Source organism: Pyrinomonadaceae bacterium (assembly GCA_036277115.1).
Classification (GTDB): domain Bacteria; phylum Acidobacteriota; class Blastocatellia; order Pyrinomonadales; family Pyrinomonadaceae; genus UBA11740.
Genome location: DASUNM010000023.1, coordinates 1,034,302 through 1,054,331 on the forward strand (window position 1 = coordinate 1,034,302; position 20,030 = coordinate 1,054,331).

Genomic DNA, 20,030 nt, shown 5'->3' on the forward strand with positions numbered 1-20,030 from the left:
GTTCACATGGACTGGCGCGTGCTGCTCACGACCTTTGGCATCATTTTCCTGGCAGAGATGGGGGACAAGACGCAACTCGCCGCGATGACCATGGCGGCCGACAAGAAACGGCCGTGGGAAGTTTTTCTCGGCGCGTCGCTGGCGCTGGCAGCAGTTTCCGCTGTGGGCATTCTGGTTGGCACGGCGCTCGGTCATTACCTGCCGCTCGATTGGATTAAGCGCGTGGCGGGTGCGGCCTTTGTTGTAATCGGTGTCTTGATACTCCTTGGGAAGTTCTAAGAACATTTTCCATTTGTCATATGACATCTTTCATTTGCCATTTATTTGAGCGCGTTGGCACCCGCGTTTTTGCGAATGGCCCGCTGACAAATGGAAAATGAAAAATGGAAATGATTTTTTGATCGCGCATTAAGCGCAACAACCGCAATGCCCCAGACACCACACACGGAAAAACACTTCACGGCCGGGCAGACTGTTCGCGACACGGTGATCGGAATGGCGGACGGATTAACCGTGCCGTTCGCGCTGGCCGCGGGCTTAACCGGCGCAATTGATTCGGCGAACATTATCGTGACCGCGGGCTTTGCTGAGATTGCCGCCGGTTCGATCGCGATGGGCCTCGGTGGTTATCTCGCGGCGAAGAGCGACGCGGAGCATTACGCGAAGGAGCGCGAGCGCGAGAAGCGCGAAGTTAAAGAGATCCCCGACGAAGAGATGCGCGAAGTCGCGCAGGTCTTCAAATCCTACGGCTTGAGTGACAAAGAGAGCGCACCGATCGTCGAAGCGCTCTCGAAGAATCCGAGGAAGTGGGTCGATTTCATGATGCGTTTCGAGCTGGGCCTGGAAAAACCTGATCCGAAACGTGCATTGGCCAGTGCGTTGACGATCGGAGGCGCCTATGCCGTGGGGGGCTTGATTCCACTCTCTCCTTACGTCGTTGCATCGGTTTTCCAGATCATAACTGTAACCACGGCGCTGTTAGTTTCCGTGAGCCTAACGTTGATCGCGCTGTTTGTTTTCGGCTTCATCAAGGGTCGCTTCACCGGCACCCGGCCGATGCGCAGCGCTCTGCAAACGGCTTTTATTGGGAGCGTCGCGGCGGGAGCGGCTTACGGAATTGCGCGGTTGATTGGCGGTTGACACGCCCGCGAGATGGCAAAAATCACACGTCGTTGGTTAGCAGTACCGCTCATAGCGCTAGTTGTGTTCATCAGCGCCTTTGAGTTGTGGCATCGCTCGACCGCCGGACACTTTGTGGCTTACGGAGCTCACACTCACTTACTGAGAGATCCCGCGAATATCGGCATTCCGGGAATCAATTCAATGTACGCGGTCGATGTTTTCAATTATGGCCTTCTGCCGATAAGCCTGAAGGGCTGTAAGCAGGGAAGTGACATCTCGCCTTACTACGAGATCGTCTATCGATATCAATTAGAAAGGTGGGACCCAAGCGCGGCAGATTGGAAACAAATAATTTCGCTTAAAGCGAGCGATTGTCCGAAAGAAGCGCTAGTTTCTTCAACGCTATGGCCAGGGCAGTCAGTCCGAATCGTGGACTGGGAGGCGACGGCAGCAACGGACGGACTTCGGGTCGGCGACAATGCACGGTTCGTGGCGCACGCGCTGTTCGATACTGATGACAACTCGGCCGGGCAAAAGACATTTATCTCGCAACCTTTTCCCATTGATGAGGAGCCAACCGACAGATCGACCCAATACAGAATTAAACACTGAGTCAACGATGAACCTCTACGTCGGCACCAGCGGCTACAGCTACAAAGAGTGGAAGGGCAATTTCTATCCGGAGGATTTGCCGGCGAAAGAGATGCTCGCGTATTACTCGCGCCGCCTGCCGGCCGTGGAGATCAACAACACCTTCTATCGCATGCCGCAGCCGAACATGGTTGAGAATTGGAGAGATCAGGTTCCCGAGACTTTCCGCTTCTCGATCAAAGCCACGCAGCGCATCACCCACATTAAACGCCTGAAGAACTGCGCTGAGGAAACAAAGTTTCTGATCGAGACGGCGTCATTGCTGCGAGAAAGATTAGGCGTCGTGTTATTTCAACTTCCGCCGAATTCGAAAAAGGATCTGGAACGGTTGCGCGAGTTTCTCGAGTGTCTGCCGGAGCCGACGCGCGCTGCCTTCGAGTTTCGTAACGAGTCGTGGCTCGACGACGAAACGCTCGACCTTCTGCGACAGAAGAATTTTGCGCTAGTCGTTTCGGACACAGACGAGAAGCCGCTCACGTCAATCACCAACACGGGAGACTGGGGCTACCTGCGTTTGCGCAAGACTTCGTATTCAGATCAGGAGTTGGGGGATTGGATGAAGCGTGTGCAGGAGCAGAAATGGAAAGACGCCTTCATCTTTTTCAAACATGAAGACGAAGGCGTCGGACCGAAATTGGCGGCGCAGTTTTTAGCGTTGTCAGAACCACCTGCGGCGCGGGGTCCCCACGCGGGCATCCCGCGTGGGGTGCAGGATGCGGGTGGTTGAACTTTGCCCAATCTACAACCGCCCGCTACCCCGACAGGTCGCGATTCTGACTTCCTTTTTACTCAATCTTAATGCCCGAGCTATTTAATCTTCACGCCCGCGCCGACGCGGAAGTTGTCCTGCCGCTTGCCGTTAAAGTACGTCGGCACCCAATCCACCATGATCGGCCGGACATCGATGTGCTCGCCGGCGTGGATGTCTACGCCGCCGCCGAACGCCATCGCGAATGCCGTATCAGCCTTCTTGTGCGGTGACAGACGATCGTCGAAGTTCGCGCGGATGTGCGTAATGCCGAACAAGGCGTGCGCAAACGGGGTCGCGACGCGGTTTCGCGCATTGAAGCGTGGCCCGATCATAATATCGTAACGCTGCACGCTCGCATTGAAGACCCGGCCGCTATTCCGATCAACGTAACCGGTGTCGTCAAATCCGGCCGTGAAGCTGGTGACGATGCCCACGTTGCGGTGCACGTTCTGATTGAACTCACCGGTGAAGCCGTTGTAGCTGGTCCGCTCGCTCGCGAAGTTGACGCGCGCGCCGTTGAAAGTGGCGCTGCCCGATCGATCGAAATGGTTCGCGTTGTTGAAAGAGCGCTGGTGAGCGTAACCAATGTAGAACTCATAAAACGAGTAGTCTTTATCCTGCGCGAGAGCGCACGGCGCGCAAATCGCGGCGATTAGGAGCAAGAGAAAAATTCTGGTCATTCGGAGCGCCTCCTTGTTGACGCGGCTGGTTTTGAATTGAAAGATTACCGGTATATTAACACTACCAATCGGGAAAACATTCCCAGATTTTCCGCAAATTATCTCTTTTCTGGTTAAGGAGAGGTCGTTTTCGCGGTCCTAATCCGCTGAGATTCAAATGAACTTCCTGCAAAAATCTTTAATAGTCACCGGGTTGCTTGCGCTGTGTGCCGGGTCCCCTCTGGCCCAATCAACCGCGGATCCGGTCAGAGAAGCTCAACGGCTGACGCGTGTCGCGCAGGTTGCTCAACAGCAGGGCCGCTTTGACGACGCCATTAAAGCGTATCAGACGATTACGGTCGTCGCTGCGAGTTCCCCGCGCATTGCTGCCGCAGCCCATCTGGCCGTCGGAAACGTCTACATGATGACGGGCCGGTTTCCGGAAGCTGCGACGGCTTATCGAAAGTCGATTGCCCTTGACCCTGCGTCTGCGGAAGCCTTGAACAATTTGGGGGAAGCTTTGGGCGAGCTGAAACAGTACCGGCCGGCCCTCGAAGCTTTTCAGAAAGCAGTCGCGGTCGATCAGAAGTATTTGAAAGCGCGCTACAACGTGGGCGTTACCTATGATCGCCTGCGGCAGTTCAAGTATGCGGAATTCATTTACCGGATTCTGATTCGAGATTTTCCCGAGTTCGCGTTGGCCTACGACAGTCTCGCCGTGTCGCTTTCAAAATCCGGGCGCCCGCGCGAAGCAGTTCCGTTTCACGAAAAGGCGATCGGCCTGGCGCCGAAAGACCCGTCGTTCTACTTCAACTTTTCGCTTTCCTACCTGATGCTTGGAGATACGAAAAAGGCGCAGGAGCAGCAGCAGAAACTTCGCGCGTTGGATCCGGCGATGGCTGAGCATCTGGCGATCATGATCGCCAAACGCCCGCGGTAACTGGGATGCGGCTCCCTCTCCCACTGGGAGAGGGCTGGGGTGAGGGAGCAAATCTCTAGCGGCGGCAATAAACCCACTTATCAACGCGAGGCTTCGCCTCGCGGATTGTCGTAGGTAGAAGAATCACTGATTCGGGCGTCTCGGCTCCCGTTAAGCGGAGGCGAAGCCTCGCTGGATTGGCAGGCGGGCCCGCTAAAGCTCCGCTCCCTCACCCCGGCCCTCTCCCAAAGAGAGAGGGAGAAAGAATCCTAGAAATTTCCGCCACAAGCTTCGTGCCCGCAATCGCAATCGAGCTCGATTGTGTCGCCGGTGCCTTCACAAGACGCGCTGCAGTACTTGCCGTCTTCCGGCCGTGGACACGAACAGGGCGGGTTCTTACAGGTGTTATCGTCAGCCATGATTTCTCTCCTGAAATCTATTGATGATTGGTTGGAACGAGCGCCAGAGCTTAACACATCCGGCCAACTCAACCCGAACGAGTTTGCCGCAACGCGCCCGTTTGGCTAACATCGCCCGCCACCAAAGACCAAGGGAGTGAACATGAACGCTACTGTGATGACTAAAGAAATTCCGCCACCGCTTCAGATGCTGCAACTGATTTCCGGATTTTGGGTTTCGCGTTGCCTTTACGTCGCCGCCAAGCTCGGTATTCCTGACGTGCTGAAGGACGGACCAAAGTCAGCCGGCGAGTTAGCCGCGGCCACCGGCGCGCACGCGCCGTCACTGTTTCGGGTTCTGCGCGCGCTCGCCGCCGTCGATGTGTTGACGCAAACGGGCGACCGCTTCGGCAACACGCCACTGTCAGAGACGTTGCGCAGTGACGTGGCGGGATCGCTCCGGGCTTTTGCCATGACTGAACTCGGTGAAGAGCACTATCCCGCCTGGGGCGAGCTGATGCATAGCGTGCGCACCGGCGAAATCGCGTTCGACAAGGCCTTCGGCGAACCGGTTTGGGAATTCTTTGCAAAGCATGAAGAGAACGCAAAGATTTTCAACGACGCGATGAGCGGCATGACGGCCCAGGCCGAACAAGCACTACACGCGGCCTACAGCTTTGCCGGAATTAATACCCTGCTTGATGTCGGCGGCGGTCACGGGGGATTGATTACATCGATCCTGAAGAGAAATCCGAACATGCGCGGAATTCTTTTCGACTCGCCGCAGGTGGTCGCAGGCGCAAACGCGAAGATTGCGGACTCAGGCGCCGCGGACCGATGCGAAGTTGTCGGCGGAGATTTCTTCCAGGCCGTGCCGCAAGGCGCCGACGCGATCATCATGAAGTGGATCATTCACGACTGGAACGACGAGCAGTCGATCGCCATCATGAAGAACTGTCATCGCGCGCTGCCTGAGAACGGCAAACTGATTCTGGTGGATGCAGTCGTCCCGCCCGGAGACGAAATGCACTTCGCAAAGTTCATCGACCTGAACATGCTGGTGATGACCGGCGGCCGCGAACGCACCGAAGAAGAATTTCGGCAGCTCTACGAAGCCGCCGGATTCCGCCTCACGCGCATCGTCCCGACCGAATCACCTTTCAGTGTGATTGAAGGCGTCAAAGCGTAAGAAGAGAGTGCCGGAAGCTCGATTGTGGTGAGGACACTTTTGAGAGGCTCGCGACCGTGGCCAGCGAGCTTCCGACACTGGCGAGCTTCATTCCGGCGCACCGCGAGACTTCAGAAGCTGAACAACCTCTTCCTGTCCATATCGAATGGCCATCGCCAGGACCGTGTTTCCGTCATTGTTCTTGATGGCCATGTTTGCGCCGGCGTCCAATAGCACGCGCACATGCTCAACCTCATTCGCACGCATTAAAGCCGTCCAGCCGTTGCGGTTCACCGCGTCAACTTCGGCGCCCGCGTCAATTAACGCCTTGATTCCTTCCGGCGTACTGTATTCAGCGGCAAACATCAACGCGGTTGTATCGTCATCTTTTGCATTTGCCTCTGCTCCAAGTTTGAGCAAGAACTTGAGTGTGCGGGCATCGCCGTGCCGGGCAGTAAGAACCAAAGCTGAATTCAAATCGCTCTGGCCCAAATCAACCGCCGCGCCTGCATCGATCAGGAGCCGTAGGTTCTCGCCACGGCCTTCGCGCGCCGCAATCAACAACGCCGACGCGCCTTCATCGTTCGCTCGATCCAGCGGTACGCCGCGTTTGACGAAATATCTAAGAACGTCAGCGTCCTGATTTTCCGCCGCGTTCATCAGGACGGTAATGCCGTGGTTGTCCCTATCGTCCGCCTTTGCTCCTGCGGCAATCAATTCCTTCACGACCGCGAGATTACTTGAGCGAACCAGCTTCATGAGTACACTACGGCCCGAATTGTCGCGAGCTTTAACATCGCAGCCCATTTCGATCAGCTTCTGGACAAACTCGACCGGCGCCGCGTTTCGCAAATGCATCAGCGGCGTTTCCCCTTCCTGGTTCGCGCTGTTCGGACTGGCGCCCGCTGAGATCAGAATGTTCACCATAGTGAGATTGCCATTCGCAATCGCGTAGGCGAGTGCGCTGGTGCCAGTTGCTTTGTCGCTCGCGTTGATGTCGATGGTGCCGGGAATATGCTCGACAAGTGCTGCCAGGTCATCATTGAAGGCAGCTTTAATTAGAGGATCAGCCGGTTGGCTTATGCGGATTCCTCCCATTGTGACGGTTTCGAACTGGCGTTCTTCCATTACAATCTGCACTTCTTCCAGAATCTGAGGAACCTCGACGGCAAGATCCACGGTCTTGGTGGATGCGGCCGGCAGTTCGATCTCAATCGGCTCTTTTGGAGCAAAACTTGCCGCGTCAACAATCAACGTGTACTGCCCGGGTTCGAGCAGCGAGAATTTGTACGAACCATCTTCGCCGGTCACGCAAACGAAGGCTGCGCCGCTTCCTTTCCTGGACAGAATCACACTGGCTCCCATGACGACTGCTCCGTTTGGATCTCTGACGGTGCCGGCAATGGTGGCTTCGTGCGCGATCGGTAAGGCGACCGCCGTTGCCACGGGTGTTTGGCGCGGGCTTTCAAAACCGGTTCCCGACTGTGACTGTACCGCGCTCGACAAGGTGAGCGTCGCGCTGAAAGCTCCGGCCGCAATTCGCGAGGCGCGCCGGGCGATCTGATGCACTTTGCGCGGAAGCTGCTTCGTCAGCAGACGTCCGCCAGGACTCGTCACAAAACGCACGCATAGTCGTCCTTCGGCACGCTCGACAAGACGCATCGCTTCGGGTCTGGTCAAAGCAGAAAGATTGGTGACGTCGAGTTTGCAGTGCTCGCAAAATCGCACCCGATCGTTACCGATCATTGAATCCCAATCGGCGTCGCAAGGCGCAGGAATATTTATTCGATCGAAAGAATGGATTGACTGTGGCATAGCTACGCTCCTTCAACGCTCGACAGCTCACGCAATCGAATTGGGTTGAACCTGGGGAGAGGCTCCTTGTCTTAATGCAGACTTAGACCTTCAACCGGACATTTCTGTTCCGGCATTTAGCTTGCCCTTGAAAAATAAACGAACCTGAGGAGGCGTTCGGACTTGCGCAATCACGAGCCTGGAGAGTCGCAACGGATTGTCGCTGAGATGCGCAGCCGTTCGCTCTGGGTTGTTAGCGAAGAAAAGAAATTTGGAGGGCCATGCGAAAAATTGTAGCGGCGAGGTGCAGAAATGAAAACTTGGAATTCGATTCGAGCAAGAATGAGTTTGTGCATCAAGGTGAGCATGCGCGTGTGCGCACCGAACTAAAGTGCGCGTGCGATTTGCGCCGCCACCCGCGCGTTGTTTTCCAGCAAAGCAATATTCGCACGCAAGGTCGCGCCCGCGCTTTGCTCAGCCATGCGCGCCAGCAGAAACGGCGTGAGATCGCGACCCGCGACTTGCTCACGTTCCGCTTCCGCCAAAGACTCGTCGAGTACGCGCTGCAAAAGATCCGCGTCTACTTCTGCTGCGGCGGGAACCGGCACTGTCACGAGCAATGCTGATTCCATCCCGAGTTCTCGCTGCGCGTTGAAAATCTCGACCACTTCCTCTGGCGAATCGCAGCGCGCATCAACCGGCAAGCCACTGCGACGCGAATAGAAGGCCGGCAGATCATCGCATTCGTAACCGACGACTGTGACGCTGTGCGTTTCCAGCCACTCGCGCGTCGCCGGCAAATCCAAAACAATCTTTGCGCCCGAGCAAACGACAATCATTGGCGTGCGCGCCAGCTCCGGCAGATCCGCGGACACATCCGACAGCGAACCACGATGGACGCCGCCAATACCGCCGGTCGCGAAGACGCGAATGCCGGCTCGGTGAGCAATCCACATAGTTGACGCAACAGTCGTCGCTCCATTCCACCGGCGCGCCACGGCGATGGGGAGATCGCGCGTGCTGACTTTCTTCACGCCACCTGCAGTGGCGATCAGTTCGCGTTGCGCGGCATCTAATCCGATGCACAGCTTTCCGTCAATTACGGCAATCGTTGCCGGAACACCGGCTTCCGCACGCACAATCTCTTCCAGACGAAGCGCCGTCTCCAGGTTCTGCGGCCGCGGCAGGCCGTGCGCGATGACGGTGGACTCGAGCGCGACGACGGGATTGTTCGCGGTAAGCGCTGCCTTTGCCTCCGCGGCAATCTTGATTAAGTCAGAACGCATTAGCTGGATAGGTTAGAGTCGGGCTACTGCCCGACCGATGGCGGGCGGTAGCCCGTCTCTAAACGGTATTATTCGGTAACAAGAACACTAATTCTTGCGCAGTGAGAACACGGTTCCGCCGCCGTTGCGCTTTGCCCACGATACATCGGCATCAATCATGCTGGCGCGCGTGCGAATGTTGGCCACACCCCGGCCGGAATTCTTGCGCGCGTCCGCTTCATCATAGCCGCGCCCGTCATCTTCGATTTGCAACTCGAACTGATTGCCGGGCGCGATGCCGGCGCTCATCTTCACCCGCTTCGCGTTAGCGTGACGGCAGATATTGCTCAAAGCTTCCTGTGCGATTCGATAAACCTGGATCTGGGTGCTCTGCGACAGCTGAAGTTTTTCCTCGATCGCGTCGTCACAAACAAAATCGTATTCAAACTTACATTCAGGCGCCGCTTGCTCAACCGCATGCGCGAGCGCGAACTGCAACGCCGCCGACAAACCGACATTTTCGAGTGCCGATGGACTCAGATCTTCGCAGATGCGCCGCACCTCGTGTGAAATCGATTCAATCTCCGCGCGCAAAGCATTTGGAGCTGAGGGCGCTCGATTCGGACGCGCCGTCGCGGCGTTCAACGGTATCTGATCGACGAGCAACGCGAGATGGCGCAAATCCGCCAGGGTCTGATCGTGGAGATCGCGCGCGATGCGACGCCGCTCAGCTTCCGTTTCGTTCGCGAGTCGCAGGCGCGCGTCCGCCAGCTCGCGATTGGCTCCGGCGAGTTCCGCACTCGTCCGATGAATGCGCCGGTTCTGCACGTAACCCCACACGAGGGCAATCAGCGCCAGCAGCAAGAGAACTCCGAGCGCCGTCGAGGTCCAGGGGAATGGCGCGCGCGCGACGGTAAATTCAAACGAGAGGGGAAGGGCCGGCGTCAGATCTTTCGTGAATGCGCGCGCGACTACTTTGTACTTGCCTGCGCTCAGCTGCTCCATAGGAAATTGTGAGTCCTGCGAAAGCTTCTGGCGGATAATTTTTCCCGTGTTGTCGTACAAAGCGAACGCGTACTGAAACTGCTCGGGAAAAGTGCGGCTGCTAATCGCCGTGACGTCGAGGAGCAGACTGTTCTGCGGATAATCGAGATGAAGTCCCGCTGGAAGTTCGCTTTGCTGGTGAATCCTCTGGCCAATGACCCGTGAAGGCAGAACGGTGGGCGTGCCGCGACTCGGTTGATAGCGCACTACTCCCCGATTCGTCGCCGCGATCACCCGTTCGCTGCCATTTTGGTCGCGGGTGCTGACCACGCCGAACACCCGCTGCGACGCCAGTCCCTGCTCGATGTCGAAACGCGAAACGACCGCGCCGAATTGATCGTCGAGGGAGACCCGCAGGAGTCCGTTGCCAACTGTCGCGCACCAGACCTGTCCGGCCCGGGAATTGTCGGCACTCGGAAAAAGAGAGCGGGCTTGTACCCCGGGCGCGAGCTCGCGCAGCTCTCCTGACTTGTAAAAGAAAAGACCGCGCGCGCTCGCCAACCAAAGCCCATCACTGTCCGCCAGGGCCGACCAAACTGCGTCGCCTTTCAGTCTTTCGAGCGCTGTTTCCGTGCGCGCTTCTTTTCCGTCCCAGAAAAAAACTCCAGCGGTGGCTGTTCCAATCACCAGCCGTCCAATCGGATCGCGACCGAGCGCCGTCACTTCGCGCAAACGATTGTCGGTCGAAGGCGCCGGCCACACGAACGTTCGTTGTGAACCAGCCAGTTTCTCGACGCCGTAGCCGTAAGTGGCAATGTAAGTCGCGCCGTCAACGTTCGCGATCGCGCGCACGCTGTCGCCTTCGGGCAGGTTGTTGCTCGACGGCGAGACACGTGCAAACGCGAGTTCGTTGCGATTCGAGGAAGCCAGTAGTCCGCTGGACGTGCCAATCAACACGCGGCCTGAGTTGTCTTCGTTGATGGCGTAAACGATTCGCCGGCCGACATCGGCAACCGGCGACCAAGCGCTTTCCGCTGCGTCGTGCATGAAAAGTCCGGCATTTGTTCCGGCGAGCAAACTCCCCTTTGACGTGTGCCAAAGCGCGCGGACGTAATTCGCGTTAGCATCGTTGGCAATGGCTTCTGTCCGGGCGGCATTCGGATCGTAACGGCAGACGCCTTTGTCGGTGGCGAACCAGACGACATCCTCGGCGTCGATGAAGACGCCGTAAACATGATCGGAACGCAGCGCGCCCCCCGTGCCGACAAAGGTGAACCGCTCGATTATTTTGCCGTCGCGCAGGTGAAATGCTCCGCGGCCGTCAGTCGCCACCCAGATGTCTTCGCCGGCGCCGCGCGCGATTGCCGTAACGGGACCCGTCGGAGCGTTTGCTCGCACCGGCTTGAGCGGGTCGCTTTGATCGAAGATCGCGCTTTCTTCCTTACCTCCGCGCGCGCCGACCCACAATCGTCCTTTCGCGTCCGTTTCCAGCGCGTTGATGAAAAAGCTCCGCGGCCTGCTCACCAATTCCTTTACGTCGCCGTTTTCGATCACCAGCACACCGCGACTGTGCGTGCCCACGTACAGCTTGTCGCCAACCATTGCGAGGCTGGTAATTTTCAGTGGCCCGGGCTGATCTTTGTCGGCGCTTTGGAGTGGTTCAGTTGGAATTGCCTGCACGGTAAAACTGACTTGCGGGACTCCCTCGCCGGCCCTCATCTCGCTCACCGCGCCAAGCTGTACCCGGCAGTCAAAAATCTGGCCATTCTCGCTCGCCATCAGAACGTGGTCACGGTCGCGTGTGACGATGGTTGTGATCGCTTTGCCCGACGTTTCTTTAATCGGGTGGGCCTTTCCATTCGCCATCCAGGCGGCGCCGGTGTCCGTGCCAATCCAAATCGCTCCGGAATCATCAATCTTCAGGGCCAGCACTCGGCCCTTCGGCAAACCTTCCGCAATAACCGCATGCGTTCGGCGACCATTGAACATCGCCAGCCCGCCATCGGTCGCAAACCAGGTTACGCCCGTCTTCTCCTGCGCAATCGCCCGCGCTCGATCCGAAGGCAATCCGTGGAACGAAGTCAGCGCACCCCACTGATGCAAATTTGGCGGCGGCGTTGGTGAAGGAGAAGGTGTCGGCGTGGGCGAAGGGGTCGGACTTGGCTGTGGTTGCGCGGGCGGCGGCTGATTTTGGGAAAACACCCGGGGCAGTAGCCCGACCGTGAGGGAGGGCGTTTCAATCAGCAGAGAGCCGAAGATAGTGAGCAGGAGCAGAACCGCCAAAAGCAGATGATGAGCAGCAACTCGACTTTCATTCTCACCTGGCTTCAGCCAGGTGAATGGGCTGCCAATCTTTTTTCCTAACCGTTTCAACGGTTTCACTCTTGGAACGTTCTCCTTTGAAACAGCTTTTGGGAAAACCGTTGAAACGGTTCAATAGGAATAATGCCCGACTGTTCACCCGGCTGAAGCCGGGTGAGAATGAGAAGATTTTTCTTTCTTAACACTGTCACTTTCGCCGCGTCTTCGCTTCTTCCCGCTTCTGCTCTTCCGAAAACTTCTTCCGATCACGGTCGATCCAACCTTCGAGGTCCGCGGCGGCCTTTTCCAGTTCGTCGCTGTTCAGCAGTCCGCGGCGCAGCGCTTCAAAGAACGCACGCGTGCGCACGTTATAGGCGAGCTTCTCGTAAGCTTCCGAGTCTGTGCCCTCGGGAATTGAGATGAAGAGTTTCTCGTAGAGCGTGGCCAGACGGCTTTCCACTCCGCGCAGACTCAAACTGCACTTGCGCGCGATGGCCCAGTTCGAAAGTCCGAGCGCGAGATAGTAAAGCGCCTCGGCTTCGAACTCCGTCAGCAAAGGCCGTTTGAAGGAATCCTTGAACGCCGGATCGATCATATCGGCGCCGTCTTCCAAAACCGCAGCCACGAAACGCAGGAAACGCGACTCGGGATTGTTCTTATGAATGAAACCGTAGGCCGGCGGCGGATCAACCGACTTAACGATCTTGCGAATCTCGTTGATGTAAATCTCGTGCGGGAACTGGGTCCAAAAAATGATCCGCGCTTCGGGATAATCACGCCAGATTGCGCGAGCGGCCTTTACTCCCGAAAGCTTCGGCATCTGAATGTCGAGGATGCAGACTTCGGGCTTCTGCGCGAGCGCCAGCTTCACCGTCTCTTCGCCGTCACCGGCTTCAATCACCGGAGTATGCGAGGGAAAGTCGCGCTCGAGTATCTCGCGCAGATAAGCGCGTTGCGCCACGTTGTCTTCGGCAATCAGGATGGACATTGTCATGATTCTAAATCGCCAATCGATGTTTTGGGAAAGCTCGCGTCATCCACTGAATTCATTGCGTCAGCATCCGCCGCAGCTTGCGAACCTCAGGCGTTGATTCGCATTCCTTTAAATAAGCGAGCAACCACTCTCTTTGACCACGCCGGTTACCCGTCGCGATCTGAGACAATTCCGCAAAGTTGTATTTGACGAAATCCTCCCCGTACAACGAATCAATGTTGTAAACGGAGTCAAACTCGTGCTGAGACAGATCGGAGCGACTCGCATCGAGGACTGGTGAGCCGCTGCTTAGCTTCTTAATAAGGGTGGCGCGCTGACGCTTGCTGAACAGTTCTGTAACAGGACTGGTGTCATAAGCGGGCATCGAATAACTTACGGACAGGTCGAGTTCAACTATTGCGCGCCCGTGGCTGACTTCCAATGAGACCGGCCGAGCGGCGAACTCTCGGGTCGCGCCGTCGGGCGCGCCCGATTGAATACCCGCAGCCGAGTAACCAGCGACTTGTCGCAGGCGGCCGCCGCTAATCTGAAAAATGTAATCAATGTAGAGCGCCACGCCGCTTCCTGACGCTCCCTGTCCGCGAATGACCAGCCATGGCTTGCCCCCGCTCAGAAGGATCATGTGATAAGGCTCGATGTATTTTCCCCAGACGTCTGCATGGCCGAGCACCTTCCACTTGTCTGGCCGTTCGATGGCTTTAAAGACGACAAATCGCACCGCCTCTCCCTCTACTACTCTCAGGAGTGCTTCATTGCGCGGTTCGTTATCGAGATCGTAGAAGAACGTCTCCGCCTTACAACTCGAGCATTCGGCTACTGCACGTGGCGCGTCGTTATCCTTAATGCCAAGGGCCTGCCAAACTTTGGTCAGATCCGCATCAGGGTGGTTGCTGATAAATATCTCGATGTCGACTGGTGAGAGACTTTTCGGCATTGACTGATCATCTTCCGGCTCCGTAAACCGGGTAAACGGAGGATCAGGACAAACTGGAGCCGGAGCCGAAACTTGGTCGCGCCATTTGCTGGTCACGCGTGCGCGGTTTCGTATTGTGGTGGTCGTAGTGCCAACCGTGAAGGTTAGTGCCGCCACCAGTAGCTTCAGAAAAAGTCTTCGCACTTCACATGAATATGCCGGTTACCGCTTCCGCTCAATGTGGCAGGCCACATTAGCGTCCGCGGCTGCGACTGAGGACGAGGCGCTATTTCCTCCGCGCCCGACGGTAGATGAAGTTGTAGACCGGTTGTTGGCGCAAGGTGGATTTAATGCGCCTCTTGAGCTCGACTCTATCGTCGAGACGGTAGGTTCGATTGTAGATTTGCCAGCCTTCTTTCCGGCGGCCGGCGTAGATGTGAGTCAGCACCATGTGGAGCACGGCTGAACGGATGGCAAACTCATCTTTGATGGTGTTGCGGCTGTCTAATTTCCTAATTTCGCCAAACAGGTAATTTCGAAAGCGCGGATTGGCCGGAAGGTACTTTTTGCGTTTTAGATCATATCTAAAGACGATCTCAGGCAAAGGGATCTGACTCATCGACATTTTGTCTTGCAGCGAATAGAAGTCCGTTATTGGGACGATTACCTCAAACACTCCATCCCCATCGAGATCGACGATCGTCATGTCGTCACCCTCTCGTCCTACCGACCAGTGCATTCCATTGAAGATTATTCGCGGCTTGCCGGCGAGATTAACTATCCATTGAGCGCCACCACGAAAAATGTCTTGTGAGATCACCGCCTGTTTTGTGGGCCCACCGAGAATCGAAACCAATCCAAACCTGACGGCATTGCCGGCTCCGAAATAGATATCGCCGTCAAATCGAGCCAGGACTCTACGGTTACGTTTCAGAACAGCATACGAGACATCTATGGAAAGCGCGGTTTCCGTTCCAAGGTCGAGTTCTACCTCTCGCGTTCGCTTCTCGAGGACGTAGCTCTTGTAACGGATGCTCTCAGCCGAACCAAGCACATCACCAATCCAAATCTCAGTTTGCTTCTTCGGAACCTCGCGCCCACTCGCCGTGAGCGGTGGGCACGCTGACATCAACGAGGTGAGCAGAACAACGATCTGAGAGAATCGCAGCATGGCGGTACAGTCGTTCTACGCCCCTGCGAAGATCGTCTCAATGTGGTTTTCCACGTTGGACCGCCCGGCTGTGCCGCTTCTGACTAAACCTGTCTTGTGGTAAATCTCTACGCCATGAAAAGACCATTCGCAGTCGCACTGATCTCCCTGCTCGTTCTCTTTTCAATGCCGGCAGGCGCCCAGACAACCACCCAATCGCCTCCAGCGAAACCGGCGCAAACAGAAGCGCCCACGCTTTCGCCAAGTGACGCCGCCCTCTGGCGACGCGCGCTCGCGATTCATCGCAGCGCAATCGTGGTCGATACGCACAACGACATTCTGTCGATGATGACTGATGACAACTACGATCTTAGCGTCTCGTCCGTCGGGAAGTACCACACCGATTTCGCGCGCATGAAACAGGGCGGACTGACCGCGGAGTTCTTTTCGGTTTATGTCGATCGCAAGTACGTGACCGAAGGCGGCTCGGCCCGGCGCGCCCTCGACATGATCGATTACGTCTATCGCGCAGTGGAACGGCATCCACGCGAACTCCTGTTTGCGACTTCCACGGCGGACATTCGGCGCGCAAAAGCGCAAGGCAAGATCGCTGCGCTGATGGGAATTGAAGGCGGCCACGCGATTGAAGACTCTTTGATGGCGCTGCGTGATTTTCATCGACTCGGCGTGCGTTACATGACGCTGACGCACAACAACACGAACAACTGGGCCGACTCGTGCTGCGACGCCGCGAAACACAACGGTCTGTCGGACTTTGGCAAAGAAGTAGTGCGCGAGATGAATCGCATCGGCATGTTGGTCGATGTGTCGCACGTATCTGACAAGACGATGAGCGACGTCCTGGACATAAGTACGGCGCCGGTGATTGCTTCGCATTCGTCGGCGCGCGCGCTCGCCGATCGGCCGCGCAATATTCCGGACGAACTGCTCCGACGCTTTGCGAAGAATGGTGGCGTGGTGATGGTGATGTTTTACCCCGGCTTCATCGACAAGAACGTGATCGCCGCGACCAAAGAGCGTGCCGATCGACTGAAGCCACAGTTGGATGAGCTGGCGGCAAGATACAAAGACGATCCAAAAGGACTCGAAGCAGAACGCGACAAGCTGTTCGCGGCGAATCCTCTGCCGCCATCGCCGCTTTCGGTTTTGATCGATCACTTCGATCACGTTGCCAAAGTTGCGGGGGTGGATCACGTGGGTATCGGATCAGATTTCGACGGTGTCGCGAGCCTGCCGGTGGGAATGGAAGACATCTCGAAACTGCCGAGCATTACTTTCGAGTTACTGAAGCGCGGTTACAGTGAACGTGATGTGCGGAAGATTCTCGGCGGAAATTTCATGCGCGCGTTTGCGCAGGCTGAACGGGTCGCGCGCAGAAGCAAGAAGCTCAGCGGCGACGGCAGCGTGCGAAGAATTAAGTGATTTGGAGTGCGGCGGCTCCCTCTCCCTCTGGGAGGCTGGGGTGAGGGATCGAAGCTTTAGCCGCTAAGAAAAGAAAAATAGTTTTGTTTTTCGCGCCCGGCCCTCACCCTACCCCTCTCCCAAAGGGAGAGAAAACAAACCCCAATCCAATCCAATCCAAAGCGCCGACTAGAGCACTCCACGCGAGATGCTAGCGCGGGGACCCCGTTCCGGCACGCTCCAAACGCGACACGGCCCACGAGTGACTTTATTAAACGTCACGCGTGGGCCTCGGGGTGTGGACAGCTCCGTTGATTACCGTTTTTCTTGTTCGTTCTGGCCGCCTTCTTTGTAGCTGCCGCCGTCACCGCCAACGCTTGGATCGAAGCCGCGCTGGCCCGCTTGCTTATCCTCCTGGGCACCCTGTCCGGGTTCCTGGCTGCCTTGTTGGCGGCCCTTGTCACCGCGCTCACCGGCGGTGCGATCATCCTCTGGATTCCGACCCGGCGCCTGATGGCCTGTGTTACCAGTACCTTGTTTCATTCCCTGCTCTCGTTCTCTGTCGTCTGCCATATCATTCCTCCCCTTTTGGTGTTCCGTGAATTGAAATGTCAGGCCGTCGAGATGCGGCCTCGCACAGAATTTCTTGTCTTCAACCGCCATGCCAAACACGAAAGTGCGTATACATCGAGTTCGCATTCAAGTTTTCCAAAATGTCAGCACTCAAACGGTACAGTGTGCAAAATAAAATAGAACAGCGAAGTGCAGACGCCATGTGGAGTGGGAGTGAGGCCTACGGCGAGAGAAGAAAAAATGCGTTTAATTTCTCTTCGCTAAAGCTGCGCTCCCTCACCCAGCTCTCTCCCAGGGTGAGAGGGGGCAAACTACGAACGTGCTTGCTTGAAGGAGTCTGCGTAATCTGCGTACTCTGTGGATACCGATGCGCGCGGGAATTTACATCCACACTCCATTCTGCCGATCACGCTGCTCGTATTGCGATTTCGCGACAGGAATGTTCGAGAGCGACGTCGCCGATCGCTACGTGCGAGCAGTCGTTGCAGAGATTTCCCGCTGGCGGGAAGTCGAGCCATCCGCGGCAGTCGACACGGTCTACTTTGGCGGCGGCACGCCATCATTGCTGACCGTTGAGCAGCTCGAACACATTCTGAACGCGGTTCGCGGGGCGGCACGCACGCCTCTGGCGTGCAGCATGCCGGAGGCATGCGTACCGACGTTTGACGTTGCTGCCGATGCCGAGATCACGCTCGAGATTAATCCGGGAGATGGCGGCGAAAACGCCGATGCGCAGCGCAAGACCATGAGCGAGTGGCGTCGCCTCGGAATCAATCGGGCAAGTTTCGGAGCGCAAACGTTCGATGATCGGGAGCTGAAGATGCTCGGACGAACGCACGATTCGGGCGATATCAGCAAAACGTTTCAGCGCCTGCGTGACGCAGGATTCGACAACATCAATTTCGATCTGATTGCCGCATTGCCCGGACAGACATTGGAAGGCTGGCAGCGGAATCTCGACGAAGCTCTGCAACTGCGGCCGGAACATTTGTCGCTCTACCTGCTCGACGTACACGAAGGCACGCCGCTGCACGATCAAATCAACCGCGGCATGCGCCCGCGCCCTGACGAAGATCTCGCGGCTGAGATGTACGCGCTCATGATCGAGCGAGTCTGCGCCGCCGGCTACGAGCATTACGAGATTTCCAACTTCTGTCTGCCGGGGCGCGAGTCGCGTCACAACACGAAGTATTGGAGCGGCGCGCCGTACTACGGTTTCGGGAACTCGGCCCATTCCTACGATGGCGCGCATGGGCGTTGGGCCAACGAACGTGATGCGGCAAAGTACGTCGAGCTGATAGAGAAAGATCAATCGCCTATCGTCGAACGCACGGAATTGACCGAGGAAGACGCGCGCTCAGAAGCGATCTTTCTCGGATTGCGTCTACTGCGTGGAATCGATTTGAACAGCTACCGCGCGCGGTTCGGCACGGATTTGCGCGAGCAATTCAATGGCGAGCTGGATCGCTTAAAGGCGGGAGGCCTGGTTGCGATCGACGAAGAGCGCTTGAAGCTGACCACGCGCGGGGCTTTGTTATCGAATGAAGTTTTTGCCGCGCTGGCTTGAGTGGCAGCTCTCATTCTCACCGCGCTTAAAGCGCGGTGTTGTCGCGACAGTTGGTAAATCTGAAACCGTTTAAACGGTTTCGAATCTTCTCGCAACGAAGGCACCGGCTGAAGCCCGGTGTGAATGAGAAGCTGCCACTTAGATCTCGTGAACCAGCAGTCCATCCCTTAATTTCGGCTCGAACCAGGTTGATTTCGGCGGCATGATCTCGCCGGCGTCTGAAACGCGCAGCAAATCCTCGATCGTGGTTGGATAAAGCGAGAAGGCGACCGCCGCTTTCCCTTCGTTAACCAACTTTTCCAGTTCGTCAGTGCCCCGAATCCCGCCCACGAAATCGATTCGTTTATCAGTGCGCACGTCTTTGATTCCGAGAATCGAATCGAGCACCCGATCCTGCAAAATGCTTACGTCCAGTGACTCAACTACTCCTTCAGGACGCGATGCGCCATCCGGCAAACCCAGTCCGTGCCAGCGCCCGTCGAGATACATACTCCATTGGCCACGCTCTTTCGGTGATGGCGGGGCGCCGTCTGTCACCTGGAAAGCTTTACCCAATTCCGAGAGAAAACCGGCGGGTGACATGCCATTCAGATCGCGCACGATCCGGTTGTAAGGAAGAATCTGCAACTGCTTATCGGGAAAGAGCACGCACTGAAAGAAGTTGTATTCTTCGTTCCCGATGAAGCTGAAGCCGTGCTCTTTCAACTGCGCGCGGGCGCGGCTGGCACTGGCGGCGCGGTGATGGCCATCCGCGATGTAAAGGTTAGGCACGCTCGCAAACGCTTCAACGAATGCGCCCGTGTTCGAAATGCGCCAGATACTGTGACGGATGTCATCATTAGCCACGAAATCGTAAAGCGGCTCGTTCTGCTGCAAGGCCTCGTTAACCAGTGAGTCGATGTTCGCCTGGGTGCGATAAGTCAGGAATACCGGTCCTGTCTGCGCGCGCAGCACCAGCATGTGTCGCGTGCGATCATCCTCCTTGTCACGCCTCGTCCGTTCGTGTTTGCGAATGACGTCGCTGTCGTATTCATCGACCGAGCAACAGGCAACGACGCCGATCTGCTCGTGATTGCCCATAATCAGGCGATAGAGATACAGGCTCGCTTCGCTTTCCTGCTCGAAGGGACACTCCTTCTTCAGCAGGTCAAAATTCGTAACGGCCTTGGCGTAAACTTCATCGCTGTAGATCGGCGTGCCGTCGGGCAAATCAATTTCCGGACGCGATACGTGCAGAAAACTTTGGGGATTGCCCGAAGCCAGCGCGCGCGCCTCGTCGGTGTTGACGACGTCGTAAGGCACCGCGGCGACCTGATGCGCGCATTCAGCCGCAGGGCGAAGCGCATTGAAAGGACGAATGACTGCCATCCGCACTCCTCACTTGAACTGGAATGTTGAA

18 protein-coding genes are annotated in these 20,030 nt (G+C 56.8%); 8 read left to right on the forward strand and 10 right to left on the reverse strand.

The window, feature by feature from the left end:
* Positions 1-6 precede the first annotated feature (6 nt).
* From VFX97_11255 to VFX97_11270, 4 genes are all read left to right on the forward strand, one after another.
* Positions 7-279, forward strand: a complete 273-nt coding sequence (locus VFX97_11255) for a TMEM165/GDT1 family protein (protein HEX5703768.1) — start codon at positions 7-9, stop codon at positions 277-279.
* A 147-nt stretch (positions 280-426) separates the two neighbouring features.
* Positions 427-1,140 carry a VIT1/CCC1 transporter family protein gene (locus VFX97_11260; protein ID HEX5703769.1) on the forward strand — a complete coding sequence of 238 codons (714 nt, stop codon included), beginning with the start codon at positions 427-429 and terminating at the stop codon, positions 1,138-1,140.
* A 12-nt stretch (positions 1,141-1,152) separates the two neighbouring features.
* Entirely contained in the window at positions 1,153-1,734 is a 582-nt protein-coding gene (locus tag VFX97_11265; GenBank protein HEX5703770.1) for a hypothetical protein, read from the forward strand.
* A 7-nt stretch (positions 1,735-1,741) separates the two neighbouring features.
* Positions 1,742-2,500 carry a DUF72 domain-containing protein gene (locus VFX97_11270; GenBank protein ID HEX5703771.1) on the forward strand — a complete coding sequence of 253 codons (759 nt, stop codon included), beginning with the start codon at positions 1,742-1,744 and terminating at the stop codon, positions 2,498-2,500.
* A gap of 80 nt (positions 2,501-2,580) precedes the next feature.
* Here the strand turns inward: VFX97_11270 and VFX97_11275 are convergent, their stop codons facing one another.
* Complete coding sequence (locus VFX97_11275; protein ID HEX5703772.1) at positions 2,581-3,204, reverse strand: hypothetical protein; 624 nt, start codon at positions 3,202-3,204, stop codon at positions 2,581-2,583.
* A 157-nt stretch (positions 3,205-3,361) separates the two neighbouring features.
* Here VFX97_11275 and VFX97_11280 point away from each other — a divergent pair, with 157 nt between their 5' ends.
* A complete protein-coding gene (locus tag VFX97_11280; protein ID HEX5703773.1) occupies positions 3,362-4,123 on the forward strand; it encodes a tetratricopeptide repeat protein in 762 nt (253 codons plus the stop codon).
* Between the two features lie 248 nt (positions 4,124-4,371).
* Here VFX97_11280 and VFX97_11285 read toward each other — a convergent pair whose 3' ends face one another.
* Complete coding sequence (locus tag VFX97_11285; GenBank protein ID HEX5703774.1) at positions 4,372-4,521, reverse strand: hypothetical protein; 150 nt, start codon at positions 4,519-4,521, stop codon at positions 4,372-4,374.
* A 142-nt stretch (positions 4,522-4,663) separates the two neighbouring features.
* Between VFX97_11285 and VFX97_11290 the strand changes: the two genes are divergently transcribed.
* The gene (locus VFX97_11290; protein HEX5703775.1) at positions 4,664-5,689 is read left to right on the forward strand and encodes a methyltransferase; all 1,026 of its coding nucleotides are present in this window, start codon (positions 4,664-4,666) and stop codon (positions 5,687-5,689) included.
* A gap of 87 nt (positions 5,690-5,776) precedes the next feature.
* Here VFX97_11290 and VFX97_11295 read toward each other — a convergent pair whose 3' ends face one another.
* From VFX97_11295 to VFX97_11320, 6 genes are all read right to left on the reverse strand, one after another.
* A complete protein-coding gene (locus tag VFX97_11295; protein ID HEX5703776.1) occupies positions 5,777-7,483 on the reverse strand; it encodes an ankyrin repeat domain-containing protein in 1,707 nt (568 codons plus the stop codon).
* A gap of 365 nt (positions 7,484-7,848) precedes the next feature.
* Complete coding sequence (locus VFX97_11300) at positions 7,849-8,748, reverse strand: pseudouridine-5'-phosphate glycosidase (GenBank protein HEX5703777.1); 900 nt, start codon at positions 8,746-8,748, stop codon at positions 7,849-7,851.
* Between the two features lie 87 nt (positions 8,749-8,835).
* On the reverse strand, positions 8,836-12,093 hold the full coding sequence (locus VFX97_11305) for an ATP-binding protein (protein ID HEX5703778.1): 3,258 nt from the start codon (positions 12,091-12,093) through the stop codon (positions 8,836-8,838).
* A 127-nt stretch (positions 12,094-12,220) separates the two neighbouring features.
* A complete protein-coding gene (locus VFX97_11310; protein ID HEX5703779.1) occupies positions 12,221-13,006 on the reverse strand; it encodes a response regulator transcription factor in 786 nt (261 codons plus the stop codon).
* Between the two features lie 52 nt (positions 13,007-13,058).
* A complete protein-coding gene (locus VFX97_11315) occupies positions 13,059-13,940 on the reverse strand; it encodes a hypothetical protein (GenBank protein HEX5703780.1) in 882 nt (293 codons plus the stop codon).
* A gap of 265 nt (positions 13,941-14,205) precedes the next feature.
* Positions 14,206-15,090 carry a hypothetical protein gene (locus VFX97_11320; GenBank protein HEX5703781.1) on the reverse strand — a complete coding sequence of 295 codons (885 nt, stop codon included), beginning with the start codon at positions 15,088-15,090 and terminating at the stop codon, positions 14,206-14,208.
* 114 nt (positions 15,091-15,204) lie between these two features.
* Here VFX97_11320 and VFX97_11325 point away from each other — a divergent pair, with 114 nt between their 5' ends.
* Positions 15,205-16,512, forward strand: a complete 1,308-nt coding sequence (locus VFX97_11325) for a dipeptidase (GenBank protein ID HEX5703782.1) — start codon at positions 15,205-15,207, stop codon at positions 16,510-16,512.
* A 294-nt stretch (positions 16,513-16,806) separates the two neighbouring features.
* On the opposite strand, the gene VFX97_11330 is transcribed toward VFX97_11325, so the two are convergent.
* Positions 16,807-17,064, reverse strand: a complete 258-nt coding sequence (locus VFX97_11330) for a hypothetical protein (protein ID HEX5703783.1) — start codon at positions 17,062-17,064, stop codon at positions 16,807-16,809.
* Between the two features lie 367 nt (positions 17,065-17,431).
* Between VFX97_11330 and hemW the strand changes: the two genes are divergently transcribed.
* The gene (gene hemW, locus VFX97_11335) at positions 17,432-18,631 is read left to right on the forward strand and encodes a radical SAM family heme chaperone HemW (protein HEX5703784.1); all 1,200 of its coding nucleotides are present in this window, start codon (positions 17,432-17,434) and stop codon (positions 18,629-18,631) included.
* Positions 18,632-18,769: 138 nt separating this feature from the next.
* Here hemW and VFX97_11340 read toward each other — a convergent pair whose 3' ends face one another.
* On the reverse strand, positions 18,770-19,999 hold the full coding sequence (locus VFX97_11340) for a DUF1015 family protein (protein ID HEX5703785.1): 1,230 nt from the start codon (positions 19,997-19,999) through the stop codon (positions 18,770-18,772).
* Positions 20,000-20,030 lie beyond the last annotated feature (31 nt).

Excerpts from the sequence above, each read along its gene's own strand:
- VFX97_11255 (HEX5703768.1), top strand. The coding sequence starts at position 7 with ATGGACTGGCGCGTGCTGCTCACGACCTTTGGCATCATTTTCCTGGCA.
- VFX97_11260 (HEX5703769.1), top strand. The coding sequence starts at position 427 with ATGCCCCAGACACCACACACGGAAAAACACTTCACGGCCGGGCAGACT.
- VFX97_11265 (HEX5703770.1), top strand. The coding sequence starts at position 1,153 with ATGGCAAAAATCACACGTCGTTGGTTAGCAGTACCGCTCATAGCGCTA.
- VFX97_11270 (HEX5703771.1), top strand. The coding sequence starts at position 1,742 with ATGAACCTCTACGTCGGCACCAGCGGCTACAGCTACAAAGAGTGGAAG.
- VFX97_11275 (HEX5703772.1), bottom strand. The coding sequence starts at position 3,204 with ATGACCAGAATTTTTCTCTTGCTCCTAATCGCCGCGATTTGCGCGCCG.
- VFX97_11280 (HEX5703773.1), top strand. The coding sequence starts at position 3,362 with ATGAACTTCCTGCAAAAATCTTTAATAGTCACCGGGTTGCTTGCGCTG.
- VFX97_11285 (HEX5703774.1), bottom strand. The coding sequence starts at position 4,521 with ATGGCTGACGATAACACCTGTAAGAACCCGCCCTGTTCGTGTCCACGG.
- VFX97_11290 (HEX5703775.1), top strand. The coding sequence starts at position 4,664 with ATGAACGCTACTGTGATGACTAAAGAAATTCCGCCACCGCTTCAGATG.
- VFX97_11295 (HEX5703776.1), bottom strand. The coding sequence starts at position 7,483 with ATGCCACAGTCAATCCATTCTTTCGATCGAATAAATATTCCTGCGCCT.
- VFX97_11300 (HEX5703777.1), bottom strand. The coding sequence starts at position 8,748 with ATGCGTTCTGACTTAATCAAGATTGCCGCGGAGGCAAAGGCAGCGCTT.
- VFX97_11310 (HEX5703779.1), bottom strand. The coding sequence starts at position 13,006 with ATGACAATGTCCATCCTGATTGCCGAAGACAACGTGGCGCAACGCGCT.
- VFX97_11315 (HEX5703780.1), bottom strand. The coding sequence starts at position 13,940 with ATGCCGAAAAGTCTCTCACCAGTCGACATCGAGATATTTATCAGCAAC.
- VFX97_11320 (HEX5703781.1), bottom strand. The coding sequence starts at position 15,090 with ATGCTGCGATTCTCTCAGATCGTTGTTCTGCTCACCTCGTTGATGTCA.
- VFX97_11325 (HEX5703782.1), top strand. The coding sequence starts at position 15,205 with ATGAAAAGACCATTCGCAGTCGCACTGATCTCCCTGCTCGTTCTCTTT.
- VFX97_11330 (HEX5703783.1), bottom strand. The coding sequence starts at position 17,064 with ATGGCAGACGACAGAGAACGAGAGCAGGGAATGAAACAAGGTACTGGT.
- hemW (HEX5703784.1), top strand. The coding sequence starts at position 17,432 with ATGCGCGCGGGAATTTACATCCACACTCCATTCTGCCGATCACGCTGC.
- VFX97_11340 (HEX5703785.1), bottom strand. The coding sequence starts at position 19,999 with ATGGCAGTCATTCGTCCTTTCAATGCGCTTCGCCCTGCGGCTGAATGC.